At 61.1% G+C, this 24,685-nt stretch carries 19 protein-coding genes and 1 other RNA gene; 10 read left to right on the top strand and 10 right to left on the bottom strand.

The window, feature by feature from the left end; genetic code table 11:
• Positions 1-30: 30 nt before the first annotated feature.
• The 4 genes from LG409_RS00215 to LG409_RS00200 all read right to left on the bottom strand — a co-directional run bounded on the left by LG409_RS00215 (position 31) and on the right by LG409_RS00200 (position 2,638).
• On the bottom strand, positions 31-735 hold the full coding sequence (locus LG409_RS00215; protein WP_227407398.1) for a CvfB family protein: 705 nt from the start codon (positions 733-735) through the stop codon (positions 31-33).
• A gap of 138 nt (positions 736-873) precedes the next feature.
• The gene (locus LG409_RS00210; RefSeq protein WP_218314109.1) at positions 874-1,641 is read right to left on the bottom strand and encodes a 16S rRNA (uracil(1498)-N(3))-methyltransferase; all 768 of its coding nucleotides are present in this window, start codon (positions 1,639-1,641) and stop codon (positions 874-876) included.
• Positions 1,642-1,644: 3 nt separating this feature from the next.
• Complete coding sequence (secB, locus tag LG409_RS00205; protein WP_016915640.1) at positions 1,645-2,154, bottom strand: protein-export chaperone SecB; 510 nt, start codon at positions 2,152-2,154, stop codon at positions 1,645-1,647.
• Positions 2,155-2,215: 61 nt separating this feature from the next.
• Positions 2,216-2,638 carry a rhodanese-like domain-containing protein gene (locus tag LG409_RS00200; protein ID WP_016915639.1) on the bottom strand — a complete coding sequence of 141 codons (423 nt, stop codon included), beginning with the start codon at positions 2,636-2,638 and terminating at the stop codon, positions 2,216-2,218.
• Between the two features lie 252 nt (positions 2,639-2,890).
• Between LG409_RS00200 and gpmI the strand changes: the two genes are divergently transcribed.
• From gpmI to LG409_RS00185, 3 genes are all read left to right on the top strand, one after another.
• Positions 2,891-4,453, top strand: a complete 1,563-nt coding sequence (gene gpmI, locus LG409_RS00195; protein ID WP_193462037.1) for a 2,3-bisphosphoglycerate-independent phosphoglycerate mutase — start codon at positions 2,891-2,893, stop codon at positions 4,451-4,453.
• Positions 4,453-5,589, top strand: a complete 1,137-nt coding sequence (locus LG409_RS00190) for a murein hydrolase activator EnvC family protein (RefSeq protein WP_193462038.1) — start codon at positions 4,453-4,455, stop codon at positions 5,587-5,589. Before gpmI ends, LG409_RS00190 begins: the two co-directional genes overlap by 1 nt.
• A gap of 100 nt (positions 5,590-5,689) precedes the next feature.
• Positions 5,690-6,985 carry a S41 family peptidase gene (locus LG409_RS00185; RefSeq protein WP_096921718.1) on the top strand — a complete coding sequence of 432 codons (1,296 nt, stop codon included), beginning with the start codon at positions 5,690-5,692 and terminating at the stop codon, positions 6,983-6,985.
• On the opposite strand, the gene LG409_RS00180 is transcribed toward LG409_RS00185, so the two are convergent.
• The 4 genes from LG409_RS00180 to LG409_RS00165 form a co-directional block, all read right to left on the bottom strand.
• Positions 6,982-8,235, bottom strand: coding sequence for a UbiH/UbiF/VisC/COQ6 family ubiquinone biosynthesis hydroxylase (locus LG409_RS00180; protein ID WP_227407397.1), 1,254 nt, complete (start codon positions 8,233-8,235; stop codon positions 6,982-6,984). The two genes, LG409_RS00185 and LG409_RS00180, sit on opposite strands and share 4 nt — an antisense overlap.
• A gap of 50 nt (positions 8,236-8,285) precedes the next feature.
• The gene (ubiH, locus tag LG409_RS00175) at positions 8,286-9,530 is read right to left on the bottom strand and encodes a 2-octaprenyl-6-methoxyphenyl hydroxylase (protein ID WP_016915633.1); all 1,245 of its coding nucleotides are present in this window, start codon (positions 9,528-9,530) and stop codon (positions 8,286-8,288) included.
• A gap of 94 nt (positions 9,531-9,624) precedes the next feature.
• The gene (gene pepP, locus LG409_RS00170) at positions 9,625-10,962 is read right to left on the bottom strand and encodes a Xaa-Pro aminopeptidase (protein ID WP_016915632.1); all 1,338 of its coding nucleotides are present in this window, start codon (positions 10,960-10,962) and stop codon (positions 9,625-9,627) included.
• Between the two features lie 36 nt (positions 10,963-10,998).
• Positions 10,999-11,577, bottom strand: coding sequence for a UPF0149 family protein (locus tag LG409_RS00165; RefSeq protein WP_039179189.1), 579 nt, complete (start codon positions 11,575-11,577; stop codon positions 10,999-11,001).
• 168 nt (positions 11,578-11,745) lie between these two features.
• On the opposite strand from LG409_RS00165, the gene LG409_RS00160 reads away from it, so the two are divergent.
• The 3 genes from LG409_RS00160 (at position 11,746) to LG409_RS00150 (ending at position 12,942) form a co-directional block, all read left to right on the top strand.
• Positions 11,746-12,054, top strand: a complete 309-nt coding sequence (locus LG409_RS00160) for a cell division protein ZapA (protein ID WP_039179187.1) — start codon at positions 11,746-11,748, stop codon at positions 12,052-12,054.
• A 59-nt stretch (positions 12,055-12,113) separates the two neighbouring features.
• Positions 12,114-12,295, top strand: a non-coding RNA gene (gene ssrS / locus LG409_RS00155) — 6S RNA.
• A 20-nt stretch (positions 12,296-12,315) separates the two neighbouring features.
• Positions 12,316-12,942, top strand: a complete 627-nt coding sequence (locus LG409_RS00150) for a 5-formyltetrahydrofolate cyclo-ligase (RefSeq protein WP_227407396.1) — start codon at positions 12,316-12,318, stop codon at positions 12,940-12,942.
• 392 nt (positions 12,943-13,334) lie between these two features.
• On the opposite strand, the gene ilvA is transcribed toward LG409_RS00150, so the two are convergent.
• Complete coding sequence (gene ilvA, locus LG409_RS00145) at positions 13,335-14,849, bottom strand: threonine ammonia-lyase, biosynthetic (protein ID WP_039179180.1); 1,515 nt, start codon at positions 14,847-14,849, stop codon at positions 13,335-13,337.
• A gap of 157 nt (positions 14,850-15,006) precedes the next feature.
• Between ilvA and rpiA the strand changes: the two genes are divergently transcribed.
• The 3 genes from rpiA to LG409_RS00130 all read left to right on the top strand — a co-directional run bounded on the left by rpiA (position 15,007) and on the right by LG409_RS00130 (position 19,783).
• On the top strand, positions 15,007-15,681 hold the full coding sequence (gene rpiA, locus LG409_RS00140) for a ribose-5-phosphate isomerase RpiA (protein ID WP_227407395.1): 675 nt from the start codon (positions 15,007-15,009) through the stop codon (positions 15,679-15,681).
• 223 nt (positions 15,682-15,904) lie between these two features.
• On the top strand, positions 15,905-16,876 hold the full coding sequence (locus LG409_RS00135) for an NAD-dependent epimerase/dehydratase family protein (RefSeq protein WP_227407394.1): 972 nt from the start codon (positions 15,905-15,907) through the stop codon (positions 16,874-16,876).
• A 39-nt stretch (positions 16,877-16,915) separates the two neighbouring features.
• Positions 16,916-19,783: a bifunctional glycoside hydrolase 114/ polysaccharide deacetylase family protein gene (locus LG409_RS00130; RefSeq protein ID WP_227407393.1), complete on the top strand. Its 2,868-nt coding sequence runs from the start codon at positions 16,916-16,918 to the stop codon at positions 19,781-19,783.
• Here LG409_RS00130 and LG409_RS00125 read toward each other — a convergent pair.
• Positions 19,711-20,873, bottom strand: a protein-coding gene (locus tag LG409_RS00125) for an IS3 family transposase (protein WP_227407392.1) whose coding sequence is annotated in 2 segments (ribosomal slippage) — positions 19,711-20,618 and positions 20,618-20,873 — 1,164 coding nt in all. Because the reading frame shifts where the segments join, the coding sequence is not laid out codon by codon here. The two genes, LG409_RS00130 and LG409_RS00125, sit on opposite strands and share 73 nt — an antisense overlap.
• Positions 20,874-20,953: 80 nt before the next feature.
• Here LG409_RS00125 and LG409_RS00120 point away from each other — a divergent pair.
• The gene (locus tag LG409_RS00120; protein ID WP_227407391.1) at positions 20,954-24,643 is read left to right on the top strand and encodes a tetratricopeptide repeat protein; all 3,690 of its coding nucleotides are present in this window, start codon (positions 20,954-20,956) and stop codon (positions 24,641-24,643) included.
• The last annotated feature ends 42 nt before the right edge of the window (positions 24,644-24,685 follow it).

Raw genomic sequence — 24,685 nt, 5'->3', positions numbered from 1 at the left:
GCCGTACTGCAGGCACGGCTCCAACCGCGGCTATTTGTCTGCGGTTTCGGAGAGCGCGCCGGGCACCAGGCGAATGGCATCAGGGGCCAGGGTGATCAGCTGTTGCTTGTAAAGCCGCCCGATCGCTTGTTTGTAGGCGCTCTTGCTCACCCCAAGACGCGCCTTGATGGCGTGGGCATCGCTTTTATCGCCCAGCGGCAAGTAGCCGCCGCTTTCGCGCAGCGCTTGCAGTATCTTGTCACCCACCACATCGAGGCGAGCCGCCCCCGGCGGCAGCAGCGAGATATCGACTCGGCCATCCTCGCGACGCTGTTTTACATAGCCTTTCAGCGTCTGCCCTCGGCGCAGCGGCTGGGTCATGTCGTCCTGATAGATCAATCCCCAGTAACGGTGCTCGACCACCACTTTCATGCCCAGGTCCGTGCGGTCGGCCACCACTACCGTGACCTCATCACCCTGCGACAGCGCCCAGGCGTCGTCGCTCAGGAAGCGGTCCAATCGCATGGATGCCACGGGACGCCCCTGGTCATCGCTATACAGCATGACCAGTACGCGCTTGCCGGGATCCGGGCGAAAACGCTGTTCGCTATAGGGCAGCAGCACGTCCTTGGGCTGGCCCCAGCGCAGAAAGGCGCCCGTACTGTTCACTGCCGTCACGGTCAAGTAAGCGACTTCTCCCAGCTGGGCAGTCGCATCGCTGGCAGAACGGGGAGAGGCATGGGGCTCACGGGCCATGGTGGTGTCCTTGCGAAGGGTTGAGAATCGTTAGCGTACCTTGCTAACGCTAGCCAAAGCGAGGCCGTATTCGGCCTGACAGCCTGCTATACAAAAGCCGCTGCCACATAGAATGCGGCAGCGGCTGACAGTAAGCGCTTACAAATCGCCGAAATGATGCTGCAGGAGGGTCAGCGCGACGACCGGTGCGGTTTCCGTACGCAGTACACGGGGCCCTAATGTCAGCGGCGTAAAGCCGCTGGCGGTGGCCGCAGCGATATCGGTCTCGCTGAGCCCTCCTTCGGGGCCAATCAGCAACGCTGCCGAGGCGGGCCGAGACGACTGTGCAAAGCCATTGCCCGTGGCCAGATGAAGCATCAGGCGCAGCGGCTCTTGCCGTTCGGCCAGCCACTCCTCCAGCCCCTGCGGCGGGTACACGGGAGGCACCACTGCACGCCCACTTTGCTCGCAGGCGCTGGCAGCCACCGCCTGCCAATGGGCCAGTTTCTTCTCTTCTCGGTCGCCTTTCAGGCGAACATCCCCCCGCTCGGTATAGAGTGGGGTGATGGCAGCGACGCCCAGCTCCACGGCTTTCTGAATGGCATAGTCCATGCGATCTCCCTTGGAAATCGCCTGGCCCAGATGCACTGCTAGCGGAGACTCCGCGCTGCCTGGCCATACCGACTCGACGGTTGCGGTGGTCTGTTTTCGCCCCACCTCCGCCAGCCGAACGCCTGCCTCCTGGCCTGCCCCGTCGAACAGGATCAGTGCCGCGCCCTCCCCCATGCGCAGCACGCGGGTAACGTGCTTGGCAGGGCCTTCCGGCAGCGTGACGGTTGCCCCGACACGCAGCTCGGTGGGCACATGAAGGCGCGGCATCTTGCCGTGCGTGGCGAGCCAGTGTGCTGCCGAATGCGCTTCGAGCATGGCTTAGTGGGTGTTCTCGGCAGCCTGGCTTGCCTGCTGCGCTTCACGCTGCTTGCGCTGGGCGTACATGGCTTCGAAGTTGACCGGCGCCAGCATCAGCGCAGGGAAGCCGCCACGGTTGACCAGGTTGTCGATACACTCACGGGCGTAAGGAAACAGCAGGTTAGGACAGAAGGCGCCTAACGTCTGCTCCAGCTGCGCACCTTCGATGCCGGAAATACGGAACAGGCCAGCCTGCTCGACTTCGGCCAGGAACGACGTGGTGCCGGACTCGCTGTCATTCACCTGGGCGGTGACCTTGACCACGACTTCGTACTGGTCGTCAGCCACTTTCTGGCTGGTAGTGTTTAGATCCAGATTGACCTTGGGCTTGAACGCCTGCTTGAACACGGAAGGAGAGTTCGGCGCTTCGAAGGAAATGTCTTTCACGTAAATACGCTGCAAAGAGAATTTCAGCTGCGGCTTTTCGCCTTCAGCGGCACCGGCCTGCGGGGTGTTGTTATCTTCCGCCATGGGAGACTCCTCGTTATTCATTCAATAAAAAAGCGTGCGGCCCAGAGGCCGCTTTCGTCGTTTACTTCTTCACTACGGGAAGGCCATCGGCCTGCCACTGCATCATGCCACCACGCAACTTCGTGGCCCGCTCGAAGCCCGCCTTGACCAGCTTGGCTTGTGCGGCACCCGAGCTTTGGCCATGCTTGCACACCACGATGATCGGCTGGCTTTTGACTTTCTCCAGCTCGTTCATGCGGCTATCGAGGCTGCTCTGGGGAATGTTGCGTGCACCGGCGATATGCCCCGCCTTGAAGTCTTTGCTTTCACGAATGTCCACCACCACCGCATCTTCGCGGTTGATGAGCTGGGTGGCCTGGCTAGAGGACACGGCATTTGAGGCAGCGCTACGCGTTTCGTAGACAATCCACGCCGTGAGCACCAGCAAAAATGCCCCCACCAACAGGGGGTGGTTCATTACGAATTCGAACAGCTGATCGATCATCGCGAACACAATCTCTTGGTCTATGCAGAAAAAAGCGGCCTGGCCGCCATCAGAAACGCGACAAGTATACACGTCACAGGGCATACCGCGCAGGCCATGACGCCCAGCGGCTGCCTGCGTTATGATGCCCCAAGCACGCGCCCGCCGCGACCCTGTTTCTCAGGTACTGTCTGAAAACTGGCTGAATGGCCATTGCCAGCGTTTCAAACAGCACTTTTCGTTGCTTGGCTGACCCATATAACGAGGTTTCTCATGGCATCATCTGCACCCCGCCCCGTCGCCCTGATCATCCTGGACGGCTATGGTCACAACCCCGATAGCGCACATAACGCCGTGGCTGCCGCCCATACCCCGAACATGGATGCTCTGTGGGCCAAACGCCCCCACGCCTTCGTACACACCGATGGCCGCCATGTGGGGCTGCCCGATGGGCAGATGGGCAACTCGGAAGTGGGCCACATGAACCTGGGGGCTGGGCGCATCGTGTACCAGGACTTCACGCGGATCACCAAGGCCATCGAGGATGGCGACCTGGATACCAATGGCGTGCTGACCAAACCCATCGACGACGCCGTGGCCAACGGCAAAGCGGTACATTTGCTGGGCCTGCTCTCCCCTGGAGGCGTACACAGCCATGAAGACCACTTCATTGCCGTAGCAGAACTGGCAGCACGGCGCGGCGCTCAGCGAATCTACGTGCACGCCTTCCTGGATGGCCGCGACATGCCCCCGCAAAGCGCGCTGGCCTCCATCGAGCGCGCCAATGCCCGGCTTGCCGAGCTGGTCGGTGCCGACAACGGCTTCGTGGCCTCAATCATTGGCCGCTTCTTCGCCATGGACAGAGACAACCGCTGGGAGCGGGTCGAGCAGGCCTACCGCCTGCTCACCGAGGGTCATGCCGACCATACCGCCACCAGCGCTGAAAGCGGCCTGCGGGATGCCTACGCGCGTGGTGAAACCGACGAGTTCGTGGCGGCCACCAGCGTTCCCGTCAACGGTAGCGCCATGACGTTACAAGATGGCGACGCGGCGATCTTTCTGAACTTCCGCTCTGACCGAGCCCGCGAACTGACCCGCGCCTTCACCGATGCAGATTTTACCGGTTTCCAGCGCCAGACCCGGCCTGCCCTGGCGGGTGACGGCCTGGTGATGATGACCCAGTACGCCGCCGACATTGCCGCTCCGGCGGCGTTTCCCCCCACCGACCTCACCGATACGCTGGGCGAAGTGGTGTCCAAGCGCGGCCTGACCCAGCTGCGCATCGCCGAAACCGAGAAGTACCCTCATGTGACGTTCTTTTTCTCGGGGGGTAACGAAGCCGAGTATGACGGCGAAGAACGTATCCTGGTGCCGTCGCCTCGTGATGTGAAAACCTACGACGAAAAGCCGGAAATGAGCGCGTTCGACATCACCGACAAGCTGGTGGACGCCATCGACAGCGGCCGCTTCGACCTGATGGTGTGCAACTACGCCAACGGCGACATGGTCGGTCACACGGGGGATTTTGCCGCCGCCGTCAAGGCCATTGAAACCGTCGACACCTGCGTTGGGCGGGTCGTGGAGGCCATCGAGCGGGCCGGTGGCGCCTGCCTGATCACCGCCGACCACGGCAATGCCGAACAGATGGTGCACCCGGTGACCGGCGAGCCGCAAACCGCTCACACCACCTTCGTGGTACCGCTGATCTACGTCGGTGAGCGCGAGGCTCAGCTGTCGGACGGCCGTCTGTGCGATTTGGCACCCACGCTGCTGGCGATGATGCATCAGCCACAGCCAGACGCGATGACGGGCCAGTCACTGCTGCGCTTCGCCTAATGCCATCGTGGCAACGGCTGCCCTTGCTGGCGCTGCTGATGCTGGGCACGTCCGCTGCCGTCGCGCAGGATGAGCGTGCCGCCCAGCAGCAGCTGGATGCGCTAGGCCAGCAAATCGATGCCATGACCCAACAGTTGGGCGTGACGGACCAGGCCCGTGACAGCGCCCAACAGGCCCTGCGTGCCGTCGAGACGGAGCTGGCCCAAACGCACCAGCGTCTGGACCAGCTGCAGGGGGAACGCCGCCAACTGAACGAAGAGAGCGAGCAACTGCGCCAGCACCGTGAGCGGCTCGAGCAGGAAAGAGCGGCGCAATACACAGCGCTGGGCCAGCAGCTGGCGGCCCTCTACCGGCTGGGGCCCACCCCTCAGCTCAAGCTGCTGTTGAACCAGAGCAACCCCGCCGAGCTGGACCGCATGCAGGCCTACTTGAACCGCTTGACGCAGGCGCGGCAACGTCGCCTGGGCGACATTGCCCGCCTGGATACCGCGCTGGTGGATACCGAGCAGGCGCTGGCCGAGCGCCAGACCCGGCTGGATACCCTGGCGGACGAGCTGGAAGCGCAGAGTGCGCTGCTGGCCCGCCGCACGGAGGAGCGGCGCAGCGTCGTGACCACGCTGGATGACCGTTACGAAAGCGAAGCCGACCGTCTGGCCGATCTCAGCCAGAGCCGCGAGCAGGCCGAACAGCAGCTACGCGCCATCCAGGCCGAGCTTGCCCGACTGGCCGAGCCGACGCCCTCCACCAACATCACCCGCACCCAGGGCGACCTGCCCTGGCCAGTACAGGGCGCCATCACGGCCAGCTTCCAACGCCGTCAAGGCGTGCATTACAACGGTATCGTGATTCAAGCGGGCGCCGGCACGGCGGTCACGGCCGTCCACTCTGGGCGGGTGGTCTTTGCGGACTGGATGCGGGGGTTCGGCAACCTGATGATCATCGATCATGGTGATCAGATCATGACCCTGTATGCCCACCTTCAGCAGTTCGATGCCCGCCCGGGCCAGCAAGTGAACCGAGGCGACCGCATCGGCCGAGTGGGCAACAGCGGAGGGCAGCCTTCGTCCGCGCTCTATTTCGAAGTGCGGCGAGGGGGCGCACCAATTAACCCGCAACGTTGGATTGCACGACGTTGACGGGATAAGCTGATAGCAGCGGCATCCATGAAGGTGTCGCGCCAATCGTCTCAACCCCTGCGGCGCCCAGCGGCGCTGCCTTTCGCCTTGCGGAGTACGCATGACGCTATCTGTAACCGAGGTATCGGCCCCTGCCAAGCGTTTCTTGGCGACCCTGCTTCCGCTCGCGCTGCTGGCAGCTCCCTTACCCTTGGCGGCTCAAACGGCCAATAGCGTCGCCGACGACCTTCCGCTGGAAGAGATCCAGACCTTCGCCGAGGTGTTCGAACGCATCAAACGGGCCTATGTCGAGGAAGTGGATGATCGCACGCTGCTGCGCAATGCCATGCGCGGCATGCTCAGCGAGCTGGACCCTCACTCGGCCTACCTGGATGCCAACGAGTACCAGAGCCTTCGCGAGTCCACCCAGGGCGAGTTCGGCGGCATCGGCATCGAAGTCGGCACCGAGAATGGTCAACTCATGGTGATCACTCCCATCGACGATACACCGGCCTCCCGCGCGGGCCTGCTGTCGCGGGACATCATCATCGCCATCGATGGCACACCCACCGATAACCTCTCCTTGCAGGAAGCCGTCAACCTGATGCGGGGCGAGCCGGGCAGCCAGCTGCGGCTGTCCATTCTGCGCGCGGGCGAAGATACCCCACGAGACCTTACGCTGACCCGGGAAGTCATCCGTAGCGAAAGCGTGCGCCATGAAACCCTGGAGCCTGGCTACGGCTATTTACGTATCAGCCAGTTCCAATCACGCACGCCGGAACAGGCACGCCGCGCCCTCGAGCGCATGGCTCGCGAACAGCCGCTCGAAGGCCTGATTCTGGATTTACGTAACAACCCTGGCGGGGTACTGCAGGCGGCGGTGGGCGTGGCCGACCTCTTCCTGGATAGCGGGCTGATCGTGTATACCGAAGGTCGCCTGTCGGATACCGAGATGTCCTTCTCGGCATCGCCCGATACGCCTGCGCGTGATGTACCGCTCGTGGTGCTGATCAACAGCGGCAGCGCCTCCGCCGCAGAGATCGTGGCGGGTGCGCTTCAGGACCAGCGCCGTGGAGTCATCATGGGCACCGAAAGCTTTGGCAAAGGGTCGGTGCAGCAGATCATGCCGCTAGGCAATGGCGAAGGGCTGAAGCTGACCACGGCGCTGTACTACACGCCCAATGGCCGCTCCATCCAGGCGCAGGGCATCGAGCCGGACGTGGAAGTGGTGCGTGGCCGCCTGGAAGTGGCCGAAAGCCGCCGTGAACTGCGCGAAGCCGACCTGGAAGGGCATCTGGGCAGTCAGAACCAGCCCCGCGAGCGCGCTGCCATGTCGCAGCGGCTGCGCGACGACTATCAGCTCAGCGAAGCGCTCAACCTGTTGAAAGCGCTCAATGTCGTCGACCGGCGCCGCTAACGGCACGTGCTCGGCAGGCGACCTCTTTCACCGGTGGCCTGCCGCATGATGAGCCGCTTGAGTGGCACCCACTGGTTCATGCCACTCATGCCGACATTACGCAGCAGGGTCAGGCCCGGCTGCTGACTGCCAAACAGCCCCTTGAAGCCCTTCATCAGGGCCAGCATGGCCGTATTGTCGAGACGACGGCGGCGTTCGTAGCGCGACAGGATGGTCAGGCTGCCCCAGGGCGAGCCACGCCGCCAGGCAGCAACCACTTCTTCCGCCAACACCGCCGCATCCATCAGCCCAAGGTTCACCCCTTGCCCCGCCAAGGGGTGAATGCTGTGCGCCGCATCCCCCACCAGGGCAAAGTGCTCCTGCACATAGCGGCGGGCGTGGCGTTGTACCAGCGCAAAGCGATAGGCTCGATCAAGCACCGTGACAGCCCCCAGACGGTGATCGAAGGCACGACCCAAGTCCTCTCCCAGCGCTTGCGGTGCCAGCGACTCAAGCCGGGCCGCCTGCTCGGGTGGCACGGACCACACAATCGAGCACAGCCGATCATCGCCGTCCACGGTCAACGGCAGGAAAGCCAGCGGGCTGCCGCTTACGAAGGCCTGACGGGCCGTCGCTCCATGGGCGTGCTCACAGCGCACGGTGGTGACCACCGCTTCCTGGCCCATGGACTCCTCTGCCACCTCGATGCCCGCCAGTTCGCGCAGCACAGAGCGCGCACCATCGGCCGCCACTAGCAGCGGGGTTTCCAGCTGGCGGCCATCCTCCAATACCAGCCAGCGCCCTTTGGAACTGGTCTGCAGCGCGGAGACGCGCACGCCATTCAGCCGGGTCAACGTCGGCAGGTTGGCCAGCTGTGCATTGAGTGCGGCCAGGGTCACGTCGTTCTCGACGATATGCCCCAGCACGGCGGTGCCCGCCTCGTCCGCCGAAAAGTGGATGTTGCCACTGCCCTCGGCGTCCCATACCTGCATGTAACGGTAAGGAGTGATACGCGTCGCCGCCATGGCAGGCCAGGCGCCCAGATGGTTCAACAGCCGCTGTGACACCGGCGTCAGGGCGCTGACACGGGGCGCCGGTAGCGCCTGGGCCACCCCTTCCAACTGCAGAGGCTTCTCACGGGCCTCGACCAGCGCGACCTGCATACCGGCCTTGGCCAGCAACCCTGCCACGCTGGCCCCGACCATGCCGGCCCCCACCACCACCGCATCGAAACGCGTGACCGTGGTTCCCTGTTCTGCTTGAATCGTCATAGCCAATCCTTAATGTGTCAGCGCCAATGGTGCGCGCTACCGTCCCAGCGCTATCGTTCTAGCCCCATGGCTCGGCGTGCCAACCCCCGGCGCAGCGGCCCCACCAGGTTCAGGCCGATCAATCCGGCACCACGGGCATGGGGCAGCAGTGGCAGCGAAGCACCGAACAGCCGCACCAGGCCATCGCTGAAACGGATGACGTTGGCACGATCATGGGCACGACGGCGCTCGAAAGCCGCCAGGGTTGCCAGACTGCCCAAGGGCTGCTGGTGTTGGGCAGCCTGGGCCAGCGCCTCGACCAGATCCATCACGGAGCGCAGTGCAAGATTGAAGCCCTGCCCAGCCACGGGGTGCAGCGCGTGTGCAGCATTGCCAAGCACCGCTAGCCCCGGCCTTACCGGCTCTTCGGCAGTCACCAGCGAAAGCGGATAGCAATAACGCTGCCCAAGCCGATTGAAGCGGCCTACCCGGTCGCCGAACGCTTGCTGCAGCTGGCTCAAGAACGCCTGCTCAGACAGCGCCATGCGCGCCTGCTCACCCCCGCTGGGGTGTGTCCAGACCAGCTCCATGGCCTGACCGGGCAAGGGCAACAGCGCAATGGGGCCGTCTGCGGTGAAGCGCTCGTAGGCGACCCCGTGGTGCGGCTGACTGACCCCCACATGGGCAATCACGGCGGTTTGTTCATAAGAGTGACGACGGCTTTGAATGCCCAACTGCTCTTTCAAGCCCGAGCGGCCTCCGTCGGCCAGTAACGTCAGCGTGGCAGTCAGTTCACTGCCATTCGACAGGCGAAGATGATGCTGCCCCCCTGCCTGCGGGGTCAGCGACGTGACCGAGGCGGGGCAGTGCCACTCGATGGGGAGTTGCTGCAATCGACGGTGCAGCACCTGCCCCATCCAGGCGTTGGGAATCACATGCCCCAGCGCCTCGACGCCCAGCTCTTCCGCGCTCAGGCGCGTCGCCCCCAAACGTCCGCGCTCGCTGATATGAATGCGCTGGATGGGCGAGGCCTCGGCCTGCATCTCCTGCCACACGCCCAGTTGGCGAAAGCGCTGGGCGGAACCCTCGGCAATGGCGCTGGCACGCGCATCGAAGCTGGGCTGCCAGGTGGCCTGGTCGCTCGTGTCGGGCAGTGCCTTGGCCTCGATGATGGCCACGCGCCACCCAAAACGCTCGATCAGAGGTGCGAGGGCGCACCCCAGGCTGGCGCCTACCAAGCCACCACCCACGATCACGATATCGTGAGTGGCAGGCCGCTCACTGGAAGCTTCTGTTACCGCTGCGGACACCTGCATTCACCTCTCCTGGCTTGGCTGTTCAGCCCACGCGAATCATCGTAACCCATAACGTAATTTACATAACGACTTCATCGACTTTGTCGACTGGTCACTATTTAGCCATCAATTGCTCAATGGCCTCGACCTGCTTGGGAACTCCGTCGGTGATCACCTCTCCCCCAAGGGCAGTGACCACCACGTTGTCTTCGATACGAATACCGATCCCACGGTAAGCCGTAGGAATATCGTCATCACAAGGGATATACAGGCCCGGCTCAATGGTCAGTACCATGCCCGGTGCCAGCGGCCTGGGCGTGTTTTCATCGAGTCGATAAGTCCCCACATCGTGGACGTCCAGACCCAGCCAGTGCGACGTGGAGTGCAGATAAAAGCGTCGATAGCTCTCGTCATCGATACGTGCCTGCACCTCGCCTTCCAAAAGCCCCAGGTCGATGAGGCCCTTGGTCAAATCGTGCACGACCCCTTGATGAATATCGGCCAGGGTAGCGCCCGGAGCGACGGCGTTCACAGCGCGCTCCTGAGCCTCCAGCACCACCTGGTAGAGCGCTCGCTGGGCATCGCTGAAGCGACCGGAAACCGGGAAAGTGCGGGTGATGTCGCCAGCGTAGAGATCGAACTCGGCGCCCGCATCGATCAGCACCAGCGCCCCTGCCTCCAGCGCATCGCTGTTTTCAATATAGTGCAGCACACAGGCGTTGGCGCCGCCGCCCACGATGGTGCTATAAGCGGGACCACTGGCCCCTTGCCACATGAACGCATGCTCCAGCTCGGCCTGAAGCTGATACTCATGCAGCCCTGCCCGGCAGGTGTGCATGGCACGCACATGGGCCTGAGCAGAAATGGCCGCCGCGTGGCGCAGCAGGGCGATTTCGGCCGGACTCTTGAACAGCCGCATCTCATGGATGAGGGGACGGCAATCCAGCCAGCCTTTCAAGGCAGGCTTGCCTCGGCGCACGCCCGCCTGAGCCTGGGCCAGCGCCTCTTCCAGCAGGCTGGTCGCTTCGGGATTGTCCAGCGGCGCGTAGAGCAGTTCGCGGCCATCGAGCAGCGCTGCCAGTTGCACATCGCGCTGGGCGTTCTCGAAGGCCTGGTCGATCCCCAGCTGCTGTTCCACCCCGCCCGCACCCAACCGACGGCCCGTCCAGGCCTCCAGCGTGGGGTCCCGGTCCAGGCAGAACACCACGCTGCTGCCTTCGGCACGCCCAGGCAGCAGCACCAGCAGGCCGTCGGGCTCTTGCAGGCCCGTGAGGTAGTAAAAGTCGCTCTGCTGTCGGAAGCGGTATTCGCTGTCGTGGGAGCGCGTCACCAGCGACGCACCGGGGATCAGCATGGCCGCGTTCGGCGGCAGCTGGGCCATCAGCGCCTCACGCCGCTGGCGGTACTCGTCGGGCCCAATGGGCGCGGGGCGCGGCAATAGCTCAGGCAACATAGTGGCTCCTTGCATATCCTGAAGAACAGTCAGATATCAGTGGACGGGGGCGTCGACCTGCTCGACCTGGGGCTGGCCCGGGTGCTGCTCGGTATACAGCAGCATGGCCGCCATCCGTGCGTGCTCGGTCAGGGCAAACAGATCGTTCTCGTTGTCCGGGCTATCGTCGATATCGGTTTCGATCTGACTCAGCCCCGCCAGGTCTTCGATGGCCTCACGCAGGGTCTGCGACCAGCGCTCTCGCAGCGTGTCATCGGCCACTTCTTCGACGACTTCCATGAAGCCCAACGTCCACTCCTTGAGCCCTTGGGCCTGTTCGGCAAGCGAAAACAGCTCATCCGGCAGCAGCGGCGCGTAGTTCATATCGCTGGCGCTCAAGGCTTCCAGCGTCTGGCGTCGCCAGCCCAACAGTCGCTCTGCGCTTGACTGATCTCGGGGTTGCTCGACACCAAGCCCCAGGCAGACCTCTTCCAGCCACCCTTCGGCGCTCACGTCACGTAGCGCCAGCAGGCCACACAGGCGCCCATCCAGAAAAGCGGGAGACTGCATGCTCCCGTGCAATAAAAATACATCCGCCACGTCAGAAAAATCCTGGCGCTCGTCAATCAATGACATGTTTTGTGCTCGCTTTAGCAAAAGTCAGAGTAAGATTCTGCGCAGAGCGCGGCCGGTACGTGCGTTGACCCCGTACGAGCGGCTCTCTTATAGTGAATATCGTCTATCCATCCTATTTATGTGATGTTAACGCATTGGGGCCCTGACTGGCCCGTGCTGGAGTCAATGATGAGTACCGCCAAGCGGCCAACGAAAGAGATCACCCTATTGGGGCGCAGCTATGTCATTGCCTGCGATAGCGGTCAGGAGGTGCAGCTGGAGCGCGCAGCTCGCTACCTGGACAGAGCCATGCACGGTATTCACGCCCAGAGCAGCGTGTTGGGCAACGAGCGCATTGCCATCATGGCCGCCTTGAACATTACCCATGAATTGCTGGAAGCGCTGGACGAGCACCGCGCGGGTGAGGCCAATCTGAGCCGCTTGAATGAGCGCCTCGAACGAGCGTTGGCAGGTACTCGAAAGCCAACGGACGCGTAAAGAGAGCCGTTCGGGGCATGGATGCTTTGGCATTGGCAGCGCCTCTGTTAGGATAAGGACGTTCTCTGGAATGTGCGCCAGTCGTTATAGTCCCTCGAGCCTATACGCAGTACCAGGGGGCCAAATGCTAGCCAGACCCGTGTGCATGTCCGTGCGTCGGAAAGCCTGACGGTCTGGCTGCGGCCACCCACCTGAACCAATAGGTTCAGGGCCAGAACGACAGCGGCATTCTGGGGAACACTTCAACATGGCCTGATAGCGATGACGCATACGACGCCCGATGAGAAGCAGGCCCTGCGCCGAGAACTCAAACGTAGACGCAAGGCGCTGACCGCCAGACAGCAACAGCAGGCGGCTCGCTCACTCTGTCAACGCCTGACGCGTCAGCCCGAAATCAGACGCGCCAAACGCATCAGTCTCTACCTGCCGGTCAATGGCGAAATCGACCCGACACCCCTGATCGCATGGCTTCGCCAGCGACGCACCACGATCTACCTTCCTGTGCTACGCCCTTTCAGCGCCAACAGCCTATGGTTCGTGCGTTACGACCAGCATACGCCCATGGTCAAGAACCGTTTTGGCATTGCCGAGCCCTGCTCACGGTTTGCAGCCCACCGTGGCCATAGGCTGCCCGCCTGGGCACTGGATACGCTGATCGTACCGCTGGTCGGGTTCGACCAGCAGGCCAACCGCATGGGCATGGGGGGAGGGTTTTACGACCGCAGTCTGGCCTTCATGCGCAGACCTGGCCCGGCTCCCGCCTTGATTGGGGTGGCGCACGCTTGCCAACAGGTCGACCAGCTGCCGTTGGAGCCCTGGGATATTCCGCTCACGGCCGTGGTCACCGATCAAGCCACGGTACGCCCCATAAAAAGGGCTGATCCATGATCAGCCCTCTTGTTTGACCTTTTGCAGGCTCGCGACGTCGATACCGCTCTACCCTGCTACCATTGATCAACTTCCCGATATTGCCTGGGCATAGCCAGTCGCCAAAACCCCAAGCAAAAACACCACGGTTAGCGCCATGACCATATCAGGTTTTCTTCGCCGCATGCCTAATCTCCAACGTCTTTCCAAATGCCGGTAGCCCTGGGTGCGTCACCAAGGGGTTGCCTTTGGAAAGATGACACACCTCATTATTTTCGCCGACGACTATAGGGCTATAAGGGGGGTAGTGACAACCGCTATTGGCACTATTTTCACCCCTTAATTAAACGTTTTAGTCTTGTGAACCTGGCGGGCAGTCCTTGTCTGCGAAGTTAGCAAACACTTACATTCATTTACGCCATGAAAAGCCGATAGGCGGGATTGTCGCTCTCCTGCCAATAGCGGTAACCAATGGCATCCAGGTACTCGGTCACGTGGGTTCGGTCCTCACTGGGCACCTGCATGCCCACCAGCACACGGCCGTAAGCGGCGCCGTGATTACGGTAGTGGAACAATGAAATATTCCAGTCATGGGGCAGTTGGGTGAGGAAGTTCATCAAAGCCCCTGGGCGTTCCGGAAACTCGAAACGATAAAGCTCTTCCTCGAAGTGCTCGCTGGGACGACCACCACTGAGATGGCGAATATGCAGCTTTGCCAATTCGTTATCGGTCAAGTCCTCGACCTGATACCCGCCTTCGCGCAGCTTTTCGATCACCGCCAGGCGGTCTTCGCCACCTGGTTTTACCTGCACGCCAACAAAGATATGGGCCTCGCTGTCATCGGCATAACGGTAGCTGAATTCGGTCACCATACGTTTGCCCAGCGTTCGGCAGAACTTCTTGAAGCTGCCAGGCTTTTCAGCAATGGTGACGGCCAGAATGGCTTCACGTTGCTCACCGAGCTCCGTCCGCTCGGCAATATGCTGCAAGCGGTCAAAGTTGGTGTTGGCTCCCGAATTGATGCACAACAGGGTTTCTCCCTCGGCACCGGTCTGCTGCACGTATTTCTTCAGGCCGGCCAACGACAGCGCTCCAGACGTTTCCGCCACGGCACGGGTATCTTCAAAAATGTCCTTGACCGCCGCGCACATCTCATCGGTGTTCACGGTAATGACATCGTCGATCAGGTCACGCACCAGAGAGAACGGCACGTCGCCAATTTGCGCCACGGCCACGCCTTCTGCAAACACGCCCACCTGCTCCAGCACGACGCGCTCTCCGGCCTCCAGAGCCGCTTTCAAGCAAGCACTATCCTCGGCCTCGACGCCAATGATCTTGATATCAGGACGCAGGTATTTCACGTAGGCCGCCACCCCGGCAATCAGCCCACCACCGCCTACCGGGATGAAAATCGCATCCAGCCGCCCGCTATGCTGGCGCAGGATCTCGACCCCGATGGTGCCCTGGCCCGCCACGACGTCGATATCGTCAAACGGCGGAATATAGGTGTAGCCATGCTCCTTGATCAGCTCCTGCGCATGCTCGGCTGCGGCGGCAAAGGCGTCGCCCTTCAGCACCACTTTTGCCCCCCGCGCACGTACCGCCTGCACTTTGATATCCGGCGTGATGCGAGGCATCACGATGACGGCCTTCACGCCCATCAATTTGGCCGCCATGGCCAAGCCCTGTGCATGGTTGCCCGCCGAGGCAGCAATCACCCCTTTGGCTTTCTGTTCTTCCGTGAGCTGGGCCATCTTGTTGTAGGCCCCGCGGATCTTGAACGAAAACACCGGCTGCAAGTCTTCGCGCTTGATCAAAATCTGGTTGTTGAAACGACGCGACAAAAAGGGAGCGGGGGAAATAGGCGTCTCGCAGGCCGCTTCGTAGACACGGGCCTGGAGAATCTTTTTGACGGTTGCTTCGAGCATGCTGATATCCCGGAAAAATGGCGTGACCCTGGCGGGTGCGAACAAAACCTCTATTGGTAGCAGATGACAGCCGCCAACGTCTAGCGGCGTTGCCATCGGCAGCGGGCGTTCAGGCCGTTATACTAAGGACGACTGCCCACCCTGATTGGACTCCATCATGACACAAGACGAACTAAAAGCCGCTGTCGCCGATGCCGCGCTCGATGAAATCGAGCCATATCTCGAAAAAAGCACCGTGCTGGGCATTGGCACCGGCTCCACCGCCAACCTGTTCATTGATCGTTTGGGCGCGTTACGCGACCGCTTCAAAGGGGCCGTGGCCAGCTCAGAGGCCAGCGCAGAGCGCTTGAAAGCACAGGGTATCGAGGTCTTCGAACTCAATCACGTTGGCAACGTCCCCTTTTACATCGACGGTGCCGACGAAGTGAATGCTCACTTGCATATGATCAAAGGTGGGGGTGCCGCACTGACGCGTGAAAAGATCGTCGCCGCCTGCGCCGAGTGCTTCATCTGTATTGCCGATGGCTCGAAATACGTCGCCCAGCTCGGCAACTTTCCCCTGCCGGTAGAAGTGATTCCCATGGCGCGCTCTTATGTGGCCCGCGAGCTGGTCAAACTCGGTGCCGAACCCGTTTACCGTCAGGGCGTCATCACCGACAACGGCAACCAGATCATCGACTGCTTCAACTTCATGATCGACGACCCGGTAGCCATGGAAGCGCGTATCAATGGCATCGTCGGCGTAGTCACCAACGGCCTGTTTGCTGCACGCGGTGCCGATGTATTGCTGCTGGGTAAAGCGGATGGCGTAGAGCGCACGGCCTTACGCTAATTTGCCCATGACATCCTTCTGAGGGTCAGTATGACTGGCCCTCTTTTCTCGGCGCGATGTGCTGCACTCCCCCTCCTTAGAAGAAGCCTGCCTGCAGTGTGAGAAATATCAGTCTCCCGATTCTTGTATCCAAATGTAATTGAATTAAACATAAAGATACACAAAGTTTCAAAGCGAGCTTCACGGGTCTTATGGCTGCTTTGAGCTCCACGGGAGAACGTCCATGCTAACGTATCCGCATTACGTACTCGTCACTGGCGGAGCCGGTTTCATCGGCTCTCACACCGTCGAGCTGCTGCTCCAGGAAAACTTCCGCGTCAGGGTGCTGGATAATCTATCTAGCGGCCATTTGAGCAACCTTCCCCCTCACCCGTTATTAGACGTCGTCATTGGCGATATCCGCTGTGTAGACGACGTGCAAGCAGCGATGAAAGGCATTACTCACTGCCTGCATTTAGCCGCGCAGGTGTCTGTGGCAAGCTCTGTCGAGGACCCGCTCGGGTCGGCAACCCATAATATTCTGGGTGCGCTGAACGTCATGCATGCCGCTGCCACGGCCAAGGTCACCAAACTCGTTTATGCCTCTTCCGCAGCGGTCTATGGCATTCCTGCACAGCTGCCCCTGCTGGAGGAGGCGGCGCTGCAGCCACTCTCTCCGTATGGCCTGGAAAAGTGGGTGGATGAGCGTTATGCCGCTTTGCTGGGTAGCTTGCATGGCCTGCCCAGCCTGGGGCTGCGTTACTTTAACGTTTATGGCCCACGCCAGGACCCTAACTCTCCGTATGCCGGTGTCATCGCACGTTTTCTCGACCGCTTACTCAACCATCAAGCTCCTCTCGTCTTTGGTGATGGACTGCAATCACGCGACTTCATTTATGTCGGCGATATCGCCCGCGCCAACGTCGCAGCCCTGATCAGTACACAATGTGGCGTATGCAATGTGGCGACAGGCCAGCAAATTGATTTGCTGGGGCTTATCGACCTATTGCAACAACTGACTCACTGCCACCTGTCTCCCCAGCATTTGCCTGCCAAGGCTGAAGATATTCGCGACTCGTGCGGCAACAATCAGCGCTTGCACGACTGGTTGACCATCGAGCCAAAGTGGACGTTGCAAGAAGGACTAAGCGAGCTGATTCACCATATCAGCGCAACACGGGGCTACATGGACGAGCCCACACGTTTGAACGCCTAGCAGGCCGCTTTTCAATTTCCGACACGACAGGTGGCATCGATGAGTAGGCTCTTCATGTGCACGTTGCTGTGCTGGCTGCTGGGGCTTGTCAGCGCCTTCGTCTACGCAGACTCCCCCGCCCGGCAGCCTAGCGTCGCGTTCTATTATGGCAATGAGCCCCCGGTTGAACTGCTCTCTCAGTTTGACTGGATCGTGGTGGAGGCCGCCAATGTCGGCAGCGCCGAGCAGCGCCTGCTGGCGCAGCATGGAGGCCAGCCGTTTGCCTATGTCAGCATCGGTGAGCTCGACGCGTGGCGGGGTGCCACTACCTCGCTGCCCGCTGCTGCGCTCGTCGCTTCCAACGCTGCCTGGAATAGCCAGGTGGCGGATCTGACACACCCAGCATGGCGCACATACCTTCTTGAAGAGCACATCCGGCCGCTGTGGCAAGCAGGCTATCGCGGACTGTTTCTGGATACGCTAGACAGCTATCGCTTATTTGCACCCGATGGACCAGCCGCCGAGCGTCAGCAGACCGCACTGGTGGACATTATTCATGCCATCAAGCAGCAGTTTCCTGAGATGCAGCTGCTGCTCAACCGCGGCTTTGAAGTCCTGGAGCAAGTGCATGGAAAGATTGTTGGCGTGGCCGCAGAGTCACTCTACCGGGGATGGAACCCGACGACCCAGGTATACGGGGCAGTCCCCGACAACGACCAGGCTTGGCTTTACCAGCAGCTCGCCCGTGTTCGTGACCACTACCGCTTACCCGCCATCGCCATCGATTACGTGCCTGCCGCTCAACGTGAACTGGCCAGAACCACCGCACAGCGTATCCATGCCGAAGGCTTCATTCCCTGGGTCAGCGTGCCGCAGCTCAATCAAATGGGTGTGGGACTTGTTGAACCCATACCACGCAGGGTGCTGGTCTTGTTCGACAAGTCTAAAACGGAAGCCGGAGAGCTGGCGTACACCAACGCGCACCGCTACCTGGCGATGCCACTGGAATACCTGGGTTACGGCGCAGAGTATCTGGACGTCAATGGGCCATTGCCCAGCGATCTACTACATGGCCGTTACGCCGGTGTCGTGACATGGTTCAACGAGCCAATCACCAACGCTCCCCACTACGGTGCTTGGTTACAACATCAAATGGAACACGGCTTACGGGCCGCGATAGTGGGCGTACCGGGGGTGCCGATTGCCGGTACGCTGGGCCGCTTGATGGGATTGCGTGAAGTCCATGGCATTGCTGCTCAGGGCCTGAGCGTGGTGAACCATGATGACGTGGCCAATTTTGAAGGCATGCCATTGCCGCCCCCCGTGCCACAAACCAGTTACGAAATGGTGGGCAGTGGCCTCACCGCTCATCTCACTATTCGTGATAACGCTGGCCGTCACTTTGCGCCCATCGTTACCGGTGCCTGGGGAGGCCTGGCCAGCTACCCATGGGTAGTCGAAGAGGCGAACGAGTACCAAAAACGCTGGAACCTCGACCCATTCAAATTTTTACAGCGCGCCCTGGCACTGCCCGATATTCCCGTGCCCGATGCCACCACAGAGAATGGCGCTCGGTACTGGATGACCCAGATCGATGGCGACGCCTTTGTCAGTCGAGCCGACCTCCCGGGCACGCCCTTTACCGGCGAATTGATGCTGTCCGATATTCTGATGCGCTACCAAGTGCCTACGACGGTATCGATCATCGAGGGTGAAATAGGTCCAGACGGTCTCTACCCGCAGTATCGTTCGGTACTCGAACCCTTGGCACGACGCATCTTTGCCCTGCCTTGGGTAGAGGTGGCGACCCATACCTTCAGCCATCCCTTCGAGTGGGAAAGCCTCAACGAAAACGATTTGGCCGGCCAAGGGAAAACCACGGCAGGTTTCAACTACAACATGCCGATCCCTAACTATCGGTTTTCATTACGTCGAGAAATCGAGGGGTCTGCCAACTATATCAACCGTACGCTGGCGCCAGCCGGAAAGCCCGTCAGCGTCGTGCTCTGGACAGGCAACGCGCTGCCGCCGGAAGAAGCCCTGGCCATTGCCGACGAACTCGGTCTTCGCAATATCAATGGCGGCAACACCAGCGTGACGCACAGCAATCCCACCATGACCCGGGTGTATCCCATGCTACGGCCGGTGGGTCGCTATCTGCAGGTATACGCACCGCAAATCAATGAAAACGTCTACACAAACAACATGTTGGGCCCACTCTGGGGCTATCGTCGCGCCATTGAAACCTACCAGATTACCGACCAGCCTCGCCGTTTGAAGCCCATCGATATCTATTACCACTTCTATTCGGCCGCCAGCCCCGGGGCGTTACGGGCACTGCATCAGGTGTACGAGTATGTGCTCACCCAAGAGACACTGCCGGTATACACCAGCACCTGGAGCGATGTGGCCACCCAGTGGTACCACACCGGCGTGGCTCGCCACCTGGACGGCGGCTGGGTGATTCAGGGAACCCACCATATGCGTACGCTGCGCCTGCCGACATCGCTTGGCTGGCCCGATCTAGAGCGCTCGACGAATGTGGCGGGTGTTCGCGAGATTGCATCAGGCCGCTATGTGGCGCTCTCGGGGGCCACGGGTGCCCAGCTCTATCTCTCGCCTCACGCCCCCCAGACACCTCATTTGCGCTACGCCAACGGGCGCATTGAAACGTGGCAACAAACGTCGCCGGGGCAGATCACGCTATCTATCGCGGCGGAGCACGTGCCTTTACAGGTGGAGCTTGCCGCCACCCAGGGCTGCCAGGTCTCGGCCCCGAATGCACGCCTGGAGCAACGCGGCACCAGTACCTTCCTACACTATGGCAGCGCTCGCGGTGAGCGTATCTGTAGTGGTCAACTAATTCCGGACAGTAATTTAAGGTTTTCCTCAGCCACCACGGGAGGCAGGCCATCGTTAAACGAGTGAGGGCGCTGCTGGTTGTAGTAACCCATCAGATAGCTACTAACGTCTTTCCTGGCCTCAGGTAGATTTCGATATCCCCATGCCGGTATCCACTCTGATTTCAGGCTCCGGAACAGCCTTTCCATCGGCGAGTTGTCCCAGCAGTTGCCACGTCGGCTCATGCTTTGTTTCATTCGATAGCGCCAAAGTCTTTGGCGGAACTTGCGGCTTGCATACTGACTACCCTGATCGGAATGGAACATGACGCGCTTGGGCTGGCCACGTTGTTCCCAAGCGTGATCCAGTGCTTTCACAACAAGATCTGCATCCGGGCTGGACGACATGGCCCAGCCAACAACACGACGAGCATAAAGATCCAACACAACGGCCAGATAGCTCCAATGCTGGCCACTCCAGATATAAGTGATGTCACCACACCAGATCTGATTGGGCTGGTCTGGTGTAAATTTGCGACCAAGATGATTCGCAATATCCGGTCGCTCAACAGTCGCCTGCTTGTAGGCAGGAGGGCCTGGCTGCTTGCAGATCAACCCCATTTCGCTCATCAAACGCCGAACCTTGAAACGGCCGATGGTGACGCCTTCTTCGCTGAGCAGCCCCTTGACTGAGCGGCTGCCCGCTGAGCAGCGACTCTTCTTGAAAAGGCGGCTTACCTGAGCTTTTAAGGCCAGACGCTCAACATCCACACGGTGCCGCCGCTGGCGGTACTCGTAGTAACTGGAGCGGCTAATATCAAACGCGTTACAGACCATTTCAACAGGCATTTGCTCACTCAACTGGTCTATCAGCGCGTACGATTCATGTCGTCCGACATCAAGAGAGCGGTAGCCTTTTTTAGTATCTCTTTCTCCATCTCAAGCCGTTTGCAACGGGCTTCCAGTTCCTGAATCCGGCGCTGCTCGGGGGTTAAGGCTTTGCCCTTTGGGGTGATGCCTTCACGTTCATCTTTCAGCTGTTGTACCCAGCGTCGTAGAGCTGTCTCACCCACACCGAGCGACCGGCATGCTTCGAGAGTGGTGTAGCCTTGGTCCAACACCAGGCAAGCTGCTTCCTGCTTGAATTCAGGAGAAAAAGTACGTCGTTTGTTGGTCATCAGACACCTCGCTTCTGGTGGCAATATTACCACCTACGTTGGTGTCCGGTTTTATTGAACCACTACAATCGAGGTGCGCTGTGCTAACCGATAAGCCCGCCCCCACGGTTCGTAAAGCGGTGGCGCTGCCTGCCCGGCGGCTCATTCGGCCACTCACGCTACGTCTCATTGCAGCCGTCGTGGCCTTGATGCTGGTGCTGCTCTTTCCCGCACATCACCTGCTCATGCTGGAAAACAGCGACAGCATGCCCAGCCGGATATCCATTCTGTACTCCCAGGCACTGCTGAATGCCAACCCCGGCAATGTCGAGCTGCGTATCAGCCTCGCCAACAAGCTGTTTCAGGTAGGCGAGTTTGCGCTCGCCAAAGCGACCCTGGAACCGCTGCATGACAGCCGTGATATCACAGTGCAGTGGCTGAGACTCAGCATCGAATGGCAGTTGTTGGCTGCCATTGCCTCTGACCATGCAGAGCGGCTAGACGCGGTTCAGAGCTTTCAGCGCTTGCTGCTGGCGTTTCAACATCATGCTCTCCTGCCCTCTGCGTATCTGGAAACCATGGCCACTTACTGGCTGGCCACGGAGCACCCGGCCAATGCAGCGGCCTTGTACGAGCGGTTAGGGGAGCAAGATGTGGAGCGTCAATATCATTGGCTCTCTCTGGCAGGCCATTGGTGGCTAAGAGCCGGGCACCCAGACCGTTCCGCTGCGGCTTGGCATCGCGCTTACCAAGTGGCGGAAACACCCGTGGTGACACTGGGCTGGCTAGGCTGGCTGGTGAGCCCTGCTTACGCCCAAGCTGACGAGGCATCGCCAGAGTCTCCCCGTCGGGCTGCCGCGCTAGAAGCGCTGCGCTCTGCACAGCAAAGCCAGGACGACGACGGCGTCGGTTACGCCCGCGAATACCTCAGCGTGTTTCTAAGAGACCCTGAGCTGCTGGATCTCGGCATTCGGTTAGCGCTTGCCCACGGCCAGCCCCAACAGGCGCTAGCGTGGTCACAGCAACTTATCGACGTACAGCCCGACACTGCAACGCTGGAGCGTCATGTCACCATCGCGCTGGGGCTCAACGAGCTCGCCAGCGCCCTGGACGCGCTGGCCCTTCTCCGCCAACGCCATCCAGAGCAGCCGCGCTATCTGGAGCAGTTAGCGCAAACGCAGCAGTGGTCGGGCGATGCAGCAGGGGCCATGCGAAGTGCGCAAGCGCTGGCACAGCTGACAGGCGAAGAGCGCCATGACCGATGGGTGATAGCGCTGGCCCTCAGCGTGCGTGAACGCGGTGTCGCCCTGCAGGCACTCACCCGCCTGGAGCGCAATGGCACCATCACGCTAGAGGATCGTCGGCTTTGGGCAGACCTGCTGGAACAGCTGGGCGATCCGGATACCGCCATCGCCCGCATTCAATCCTGGCAAGCCGCCGGCATTCGCGACCAGGCGCTGGCCATCCGCGCGGCCACCTGGCTTGAGCAAACCGGACGCCTGGACGAAGCCGGTGAGGCATGGGCGGCCATCACGGCACAGTACGGTGCTCAGCCTGCATTTGTTCAGGCACAGAGCAGTGCATTGGCGCAAACCTGGCAGTTGAATAGCGCGCTCGGCGTGCTCACCAGCGCGCCCCCCACTCCCCAGGACACCGCCACTGGCTACTGGCAACAGCGGGCTACCTTGGCGTGGCAGCTGGGCGACAGCGCGGCCAGCCTGGAAGCCTATAACGCACTCTTCGAACAGGGCGCGCTCGATGCCGATGGCTCCTCACGCCTTATCCAGACTGCTGCCGATCAGCAACGATTGGACCTTGCCATGCGCGTATCGGAGCAGCGCTGGACACAGGCACGAGACGGCGATGCCTTGATTCAGATGCTGTACCTCGCCCAGCGTGAACGCCAGCCTGCGCTGACACAAACGCTATTGGCCTTGGCCGAACAAGCCCCAGAGCAGTTTGCGCAGTCTCCCGACTACTGGGGAGCCGTCGCACAGCAAGCGTTGCTCCAGCGAGCCCCTGACGAGGCCATGGCGGCTTATCAGCGCGCCCTGGAACTCTCCCCCAACGACCCTAGCCTACAGGCGGGAATGCTCTACGCCCTGGCTGCGGCAGGCGAGTCGGAAGTGCTGCGCCAACGCCTCGCAGAGTGGCAGCCCACGGCTGCCAATACGCCCACCATGATGAGCGCGATGGCAGAGGGCCATCGCTATTTAGGCAATCTGGACCAAGCCCTGATGTGGTACGCCTTGGCCAGCGACGCCCGCGTGCTGGATGACTGGCAGCAGCTTTATTACGCCGATGCGCTGGATCAAAGCGGCCAGCATAACGTTGCCTTTACCCGCCGCATCGCCGCACTTGGCAAGCTCTCACCAGGGCTGCTGAAAGACCTCGACACACCGCTGAGCAGTGAGCAGCGCCGTGAACAGACCCAAGTCATGGCACTGGTCGGCCAGCGCCAGGGCCCAGACAGCGTGCGTGGCTGGTATCACCATATCGTCGCTGACGCGTTTGCCACAACGCCCGTGCAAGCCAGTGATAGCGAGTGGTTATTCGACGCCAACCTCGCCCTGCAGCGTCCACTTCATGCCCGTTATCTACTGCTGCGCGCCCAGGCCCTGGGCTATCCAAGCCCGTCATGGCAAGTGCTCGCCGTCGCCATGGAAAAAAATGATCGCGATACGCTAGAACAGCTGCTGGAGAGTGACCTGGGCCGCACGCTTTCCGCCACCGACCGGCTGGCCATTATGCGCCAGCTCGATCGTCGCCAGGACGCTCGCACACTTGCCAAAACGCTTACCCATGCTGGGGAAGACCATCGCCAGGACCTCGTCGAACTCGCCCAGGAAATGCCCCATCGGCTATCCAGCAGTGCTTCCTATCAACGCCTGGGCGAGCTGGAGATTGCCGAGCAAGACGCCGTTTACCAACTCGGCGGCGAGCGCTTTTGGGGCCAGCTAACGCTGGTACAGCGCCAGTTGGATGTGCCTGCTAATGACGTTGATAGCAGCGGTATCACCGATGAGCGCGGAGCCGAATTAACCCTGGGCTGGAATGGCCCCAGGCTCGATACCACGCTCCACGTAGGCCAGCTGCAAACAGACCGGGTCAACCGCACTCATGGCAGCGCGGCGCAGCGCTGGCAGGCCACGTCGCGCCTTGCCGGTACGCTGTATGGGGAGATCAGTCAGACCTCGGAGATCAATGAGCGCCTGAGGTTACTGGCCATCGAAGATCGCCTGGGAGCCCAGCTGGAGTGGACGCCCACTGCCCGCGACACCCTGACCCTCAACGCCAGCCATATCGACCTGCGCAGCCGAGAAACCCGTGCAAGCCTCGGGAGTGGCTACCGGGTAGATGCCGCCTGGCGCCATGCGCTGATCAAAGGGGCAACGCGGCAGTTAGAGATCAGCCTGCTCGCCAATCACGCCGACTACCGTATCGACGACCCTTTGCCTGACGATATTCAGCGGCGGCTCACCGTAGACACCCAAGCCCCCGATTTACTCACCGACAGCAGCAGCTTTATGGGTGTGGGCATCACACTGCGGCGCGGCGACCCGTACGCCACTTCGCCACAGCTGGCTTCTCCCATGCTGGAAGTCGGGCTGGAAGCAGGCTATCGGCTGCCCGATAACGATATTGGGCTGAACGCTCGCGTGGCCATAGGCAGCCGCCTGTTTGGCAACGATGCGCTCAGCCTGCAGTTGGAAGCGGATCAAGGGTCTGGCAGCGAAGGCGATACCAACCTGGGTGTATCGCTGACCTATCACTACTTCCTGGGACACTAGCCATGCCACAGGTCACTCAACGGCCATGCCGTTGCTCCCCCA

Origin of the sequence: Halomonas sp. NyZ770 (genome assembly GCF_020616575.1) — a bacterium.
Taxonomy (GTDB): Bacteria; Pseudomonadota; Gammaproteobacteria; order Pseudomonadales; family Halomonadaceae; genus Vreelandella; species Vreelandella hamiltonii.
Note: the sequence above shows the minus strand (reverse complement) of the source record. Positions and strands in the feature narration are given on the sequence as shown.

Coding starts and splice junctions, on each gene's coding strand:
- LG409_RS00215 (WP_227407398.1), bottom strand. CDS start 735: ATGGCCCGTGAGCCCCATGCCTCTCCCCGTTCTGCCAGCGATGCGACT.
- LG409_RS00210 (WP_218314109.1), bottom strand. CDS start 1,641: ATGCTCGAAGCGCATTCGGCAGCACACTGGCTCGCCACGCACGGCAAG.
- secB (WP_016915640.1), bottom strand. CDS start 2,154: ATGGCGGAAGATAACAACACCCCGCAGGCCGGTGCCGCTGAAGGCGAA.
- LG409_RS00200 (WP_016915639.1), bottom strand. CDS start 2,638: ATGATCGATCAGCTGTTCGAATTCGTAATGAACCACCCCCTGTTGGTG.
- gpmI (WP_193462037.1), top strand. CDS start 2,891: ATGGCATCATCTGCACCCCGCCCCGTCGCCCTGATCATCCTGGACGGC.
- LG409_RS00190 (WP_193462038.1), top strand. CDS start 4,453: ATGCCATCGTGGCAACGGCTGCCCTTGCTGGCGCTGCTGATGCTGGGC.
- LG409_RS00185 (WP_096921718.1), top strand. CDS start 5,690: ATGACGCTATCTGTAACCGAGGTATCGGCCCCTGCCAAGCGTTTCTTG.
- LG409_RS00180 (WP_227407397.1), bottom strand. CDS start 8,235: ATGACGATTCAAGCAGAACAGGGAACCACGGTCACGCGTTTCGATGCG.
- ubiH (WP_016915633.1), bottom strand. CDS start 9,530: ATGCAGGTGTCCGCAGCGGTAACAGAAGCTTCCAGTGAGCGGCCTGCC.
- pepP (WP_016915632.1), bottom strand. CDS start 10,962: ATGTTGCCTGAGCTATTGCCGCGCCCCGCGCCCATTGGGCCCGACGAG.
- LG409_RS00165 (WP_039179189.1), bottom strand. CDS start 11,577: ATGTCATTGATTGACGAGCGCCAGGATTTTTCTGACGTGGCGGATGTA.
- LG409_RS00160 (WP_039179187.1), top strand. CDS start 11,746: ATGAGTACCGCCAAGCGGCCAACGAAAGAGATCACCCTATTGGGGCGC.
- LG409_RS00150 (WP_227407396.1), top strand. CDS start 12,316: ATGACGCATACGACGCCCGATGAGAAGCAGGCCCTGCGCCGAGAACTC.
- ilvA (WP_039179180.1), bottom strand. CDS start 14,849: ATGCTCGAAGCAACCGTCAAAAAGATTCTCCAGGCCCGTGTCTACGAA.
- rpiA (WP_227407395.1), top strand. CDS start 15,007: ATGACACAAGACGAACTAAAAGCCGCTGTCGCCGATGCCGCGCTCGAT.
- LG409_RS00135 (WP_227407394.1), top strand. CDS start 15,905: ATGCTAACGTATCCGCATTACGTACTCGTCACTGGCGGAGCCGGTTTC.
- LG409_RS00130 (WP_227407393.1), top strand. CDS start 16,916: ATGAGTAGGCTCTTCATGTGCACGTTGCTGTGCTGGCTGCTGGGGCTT.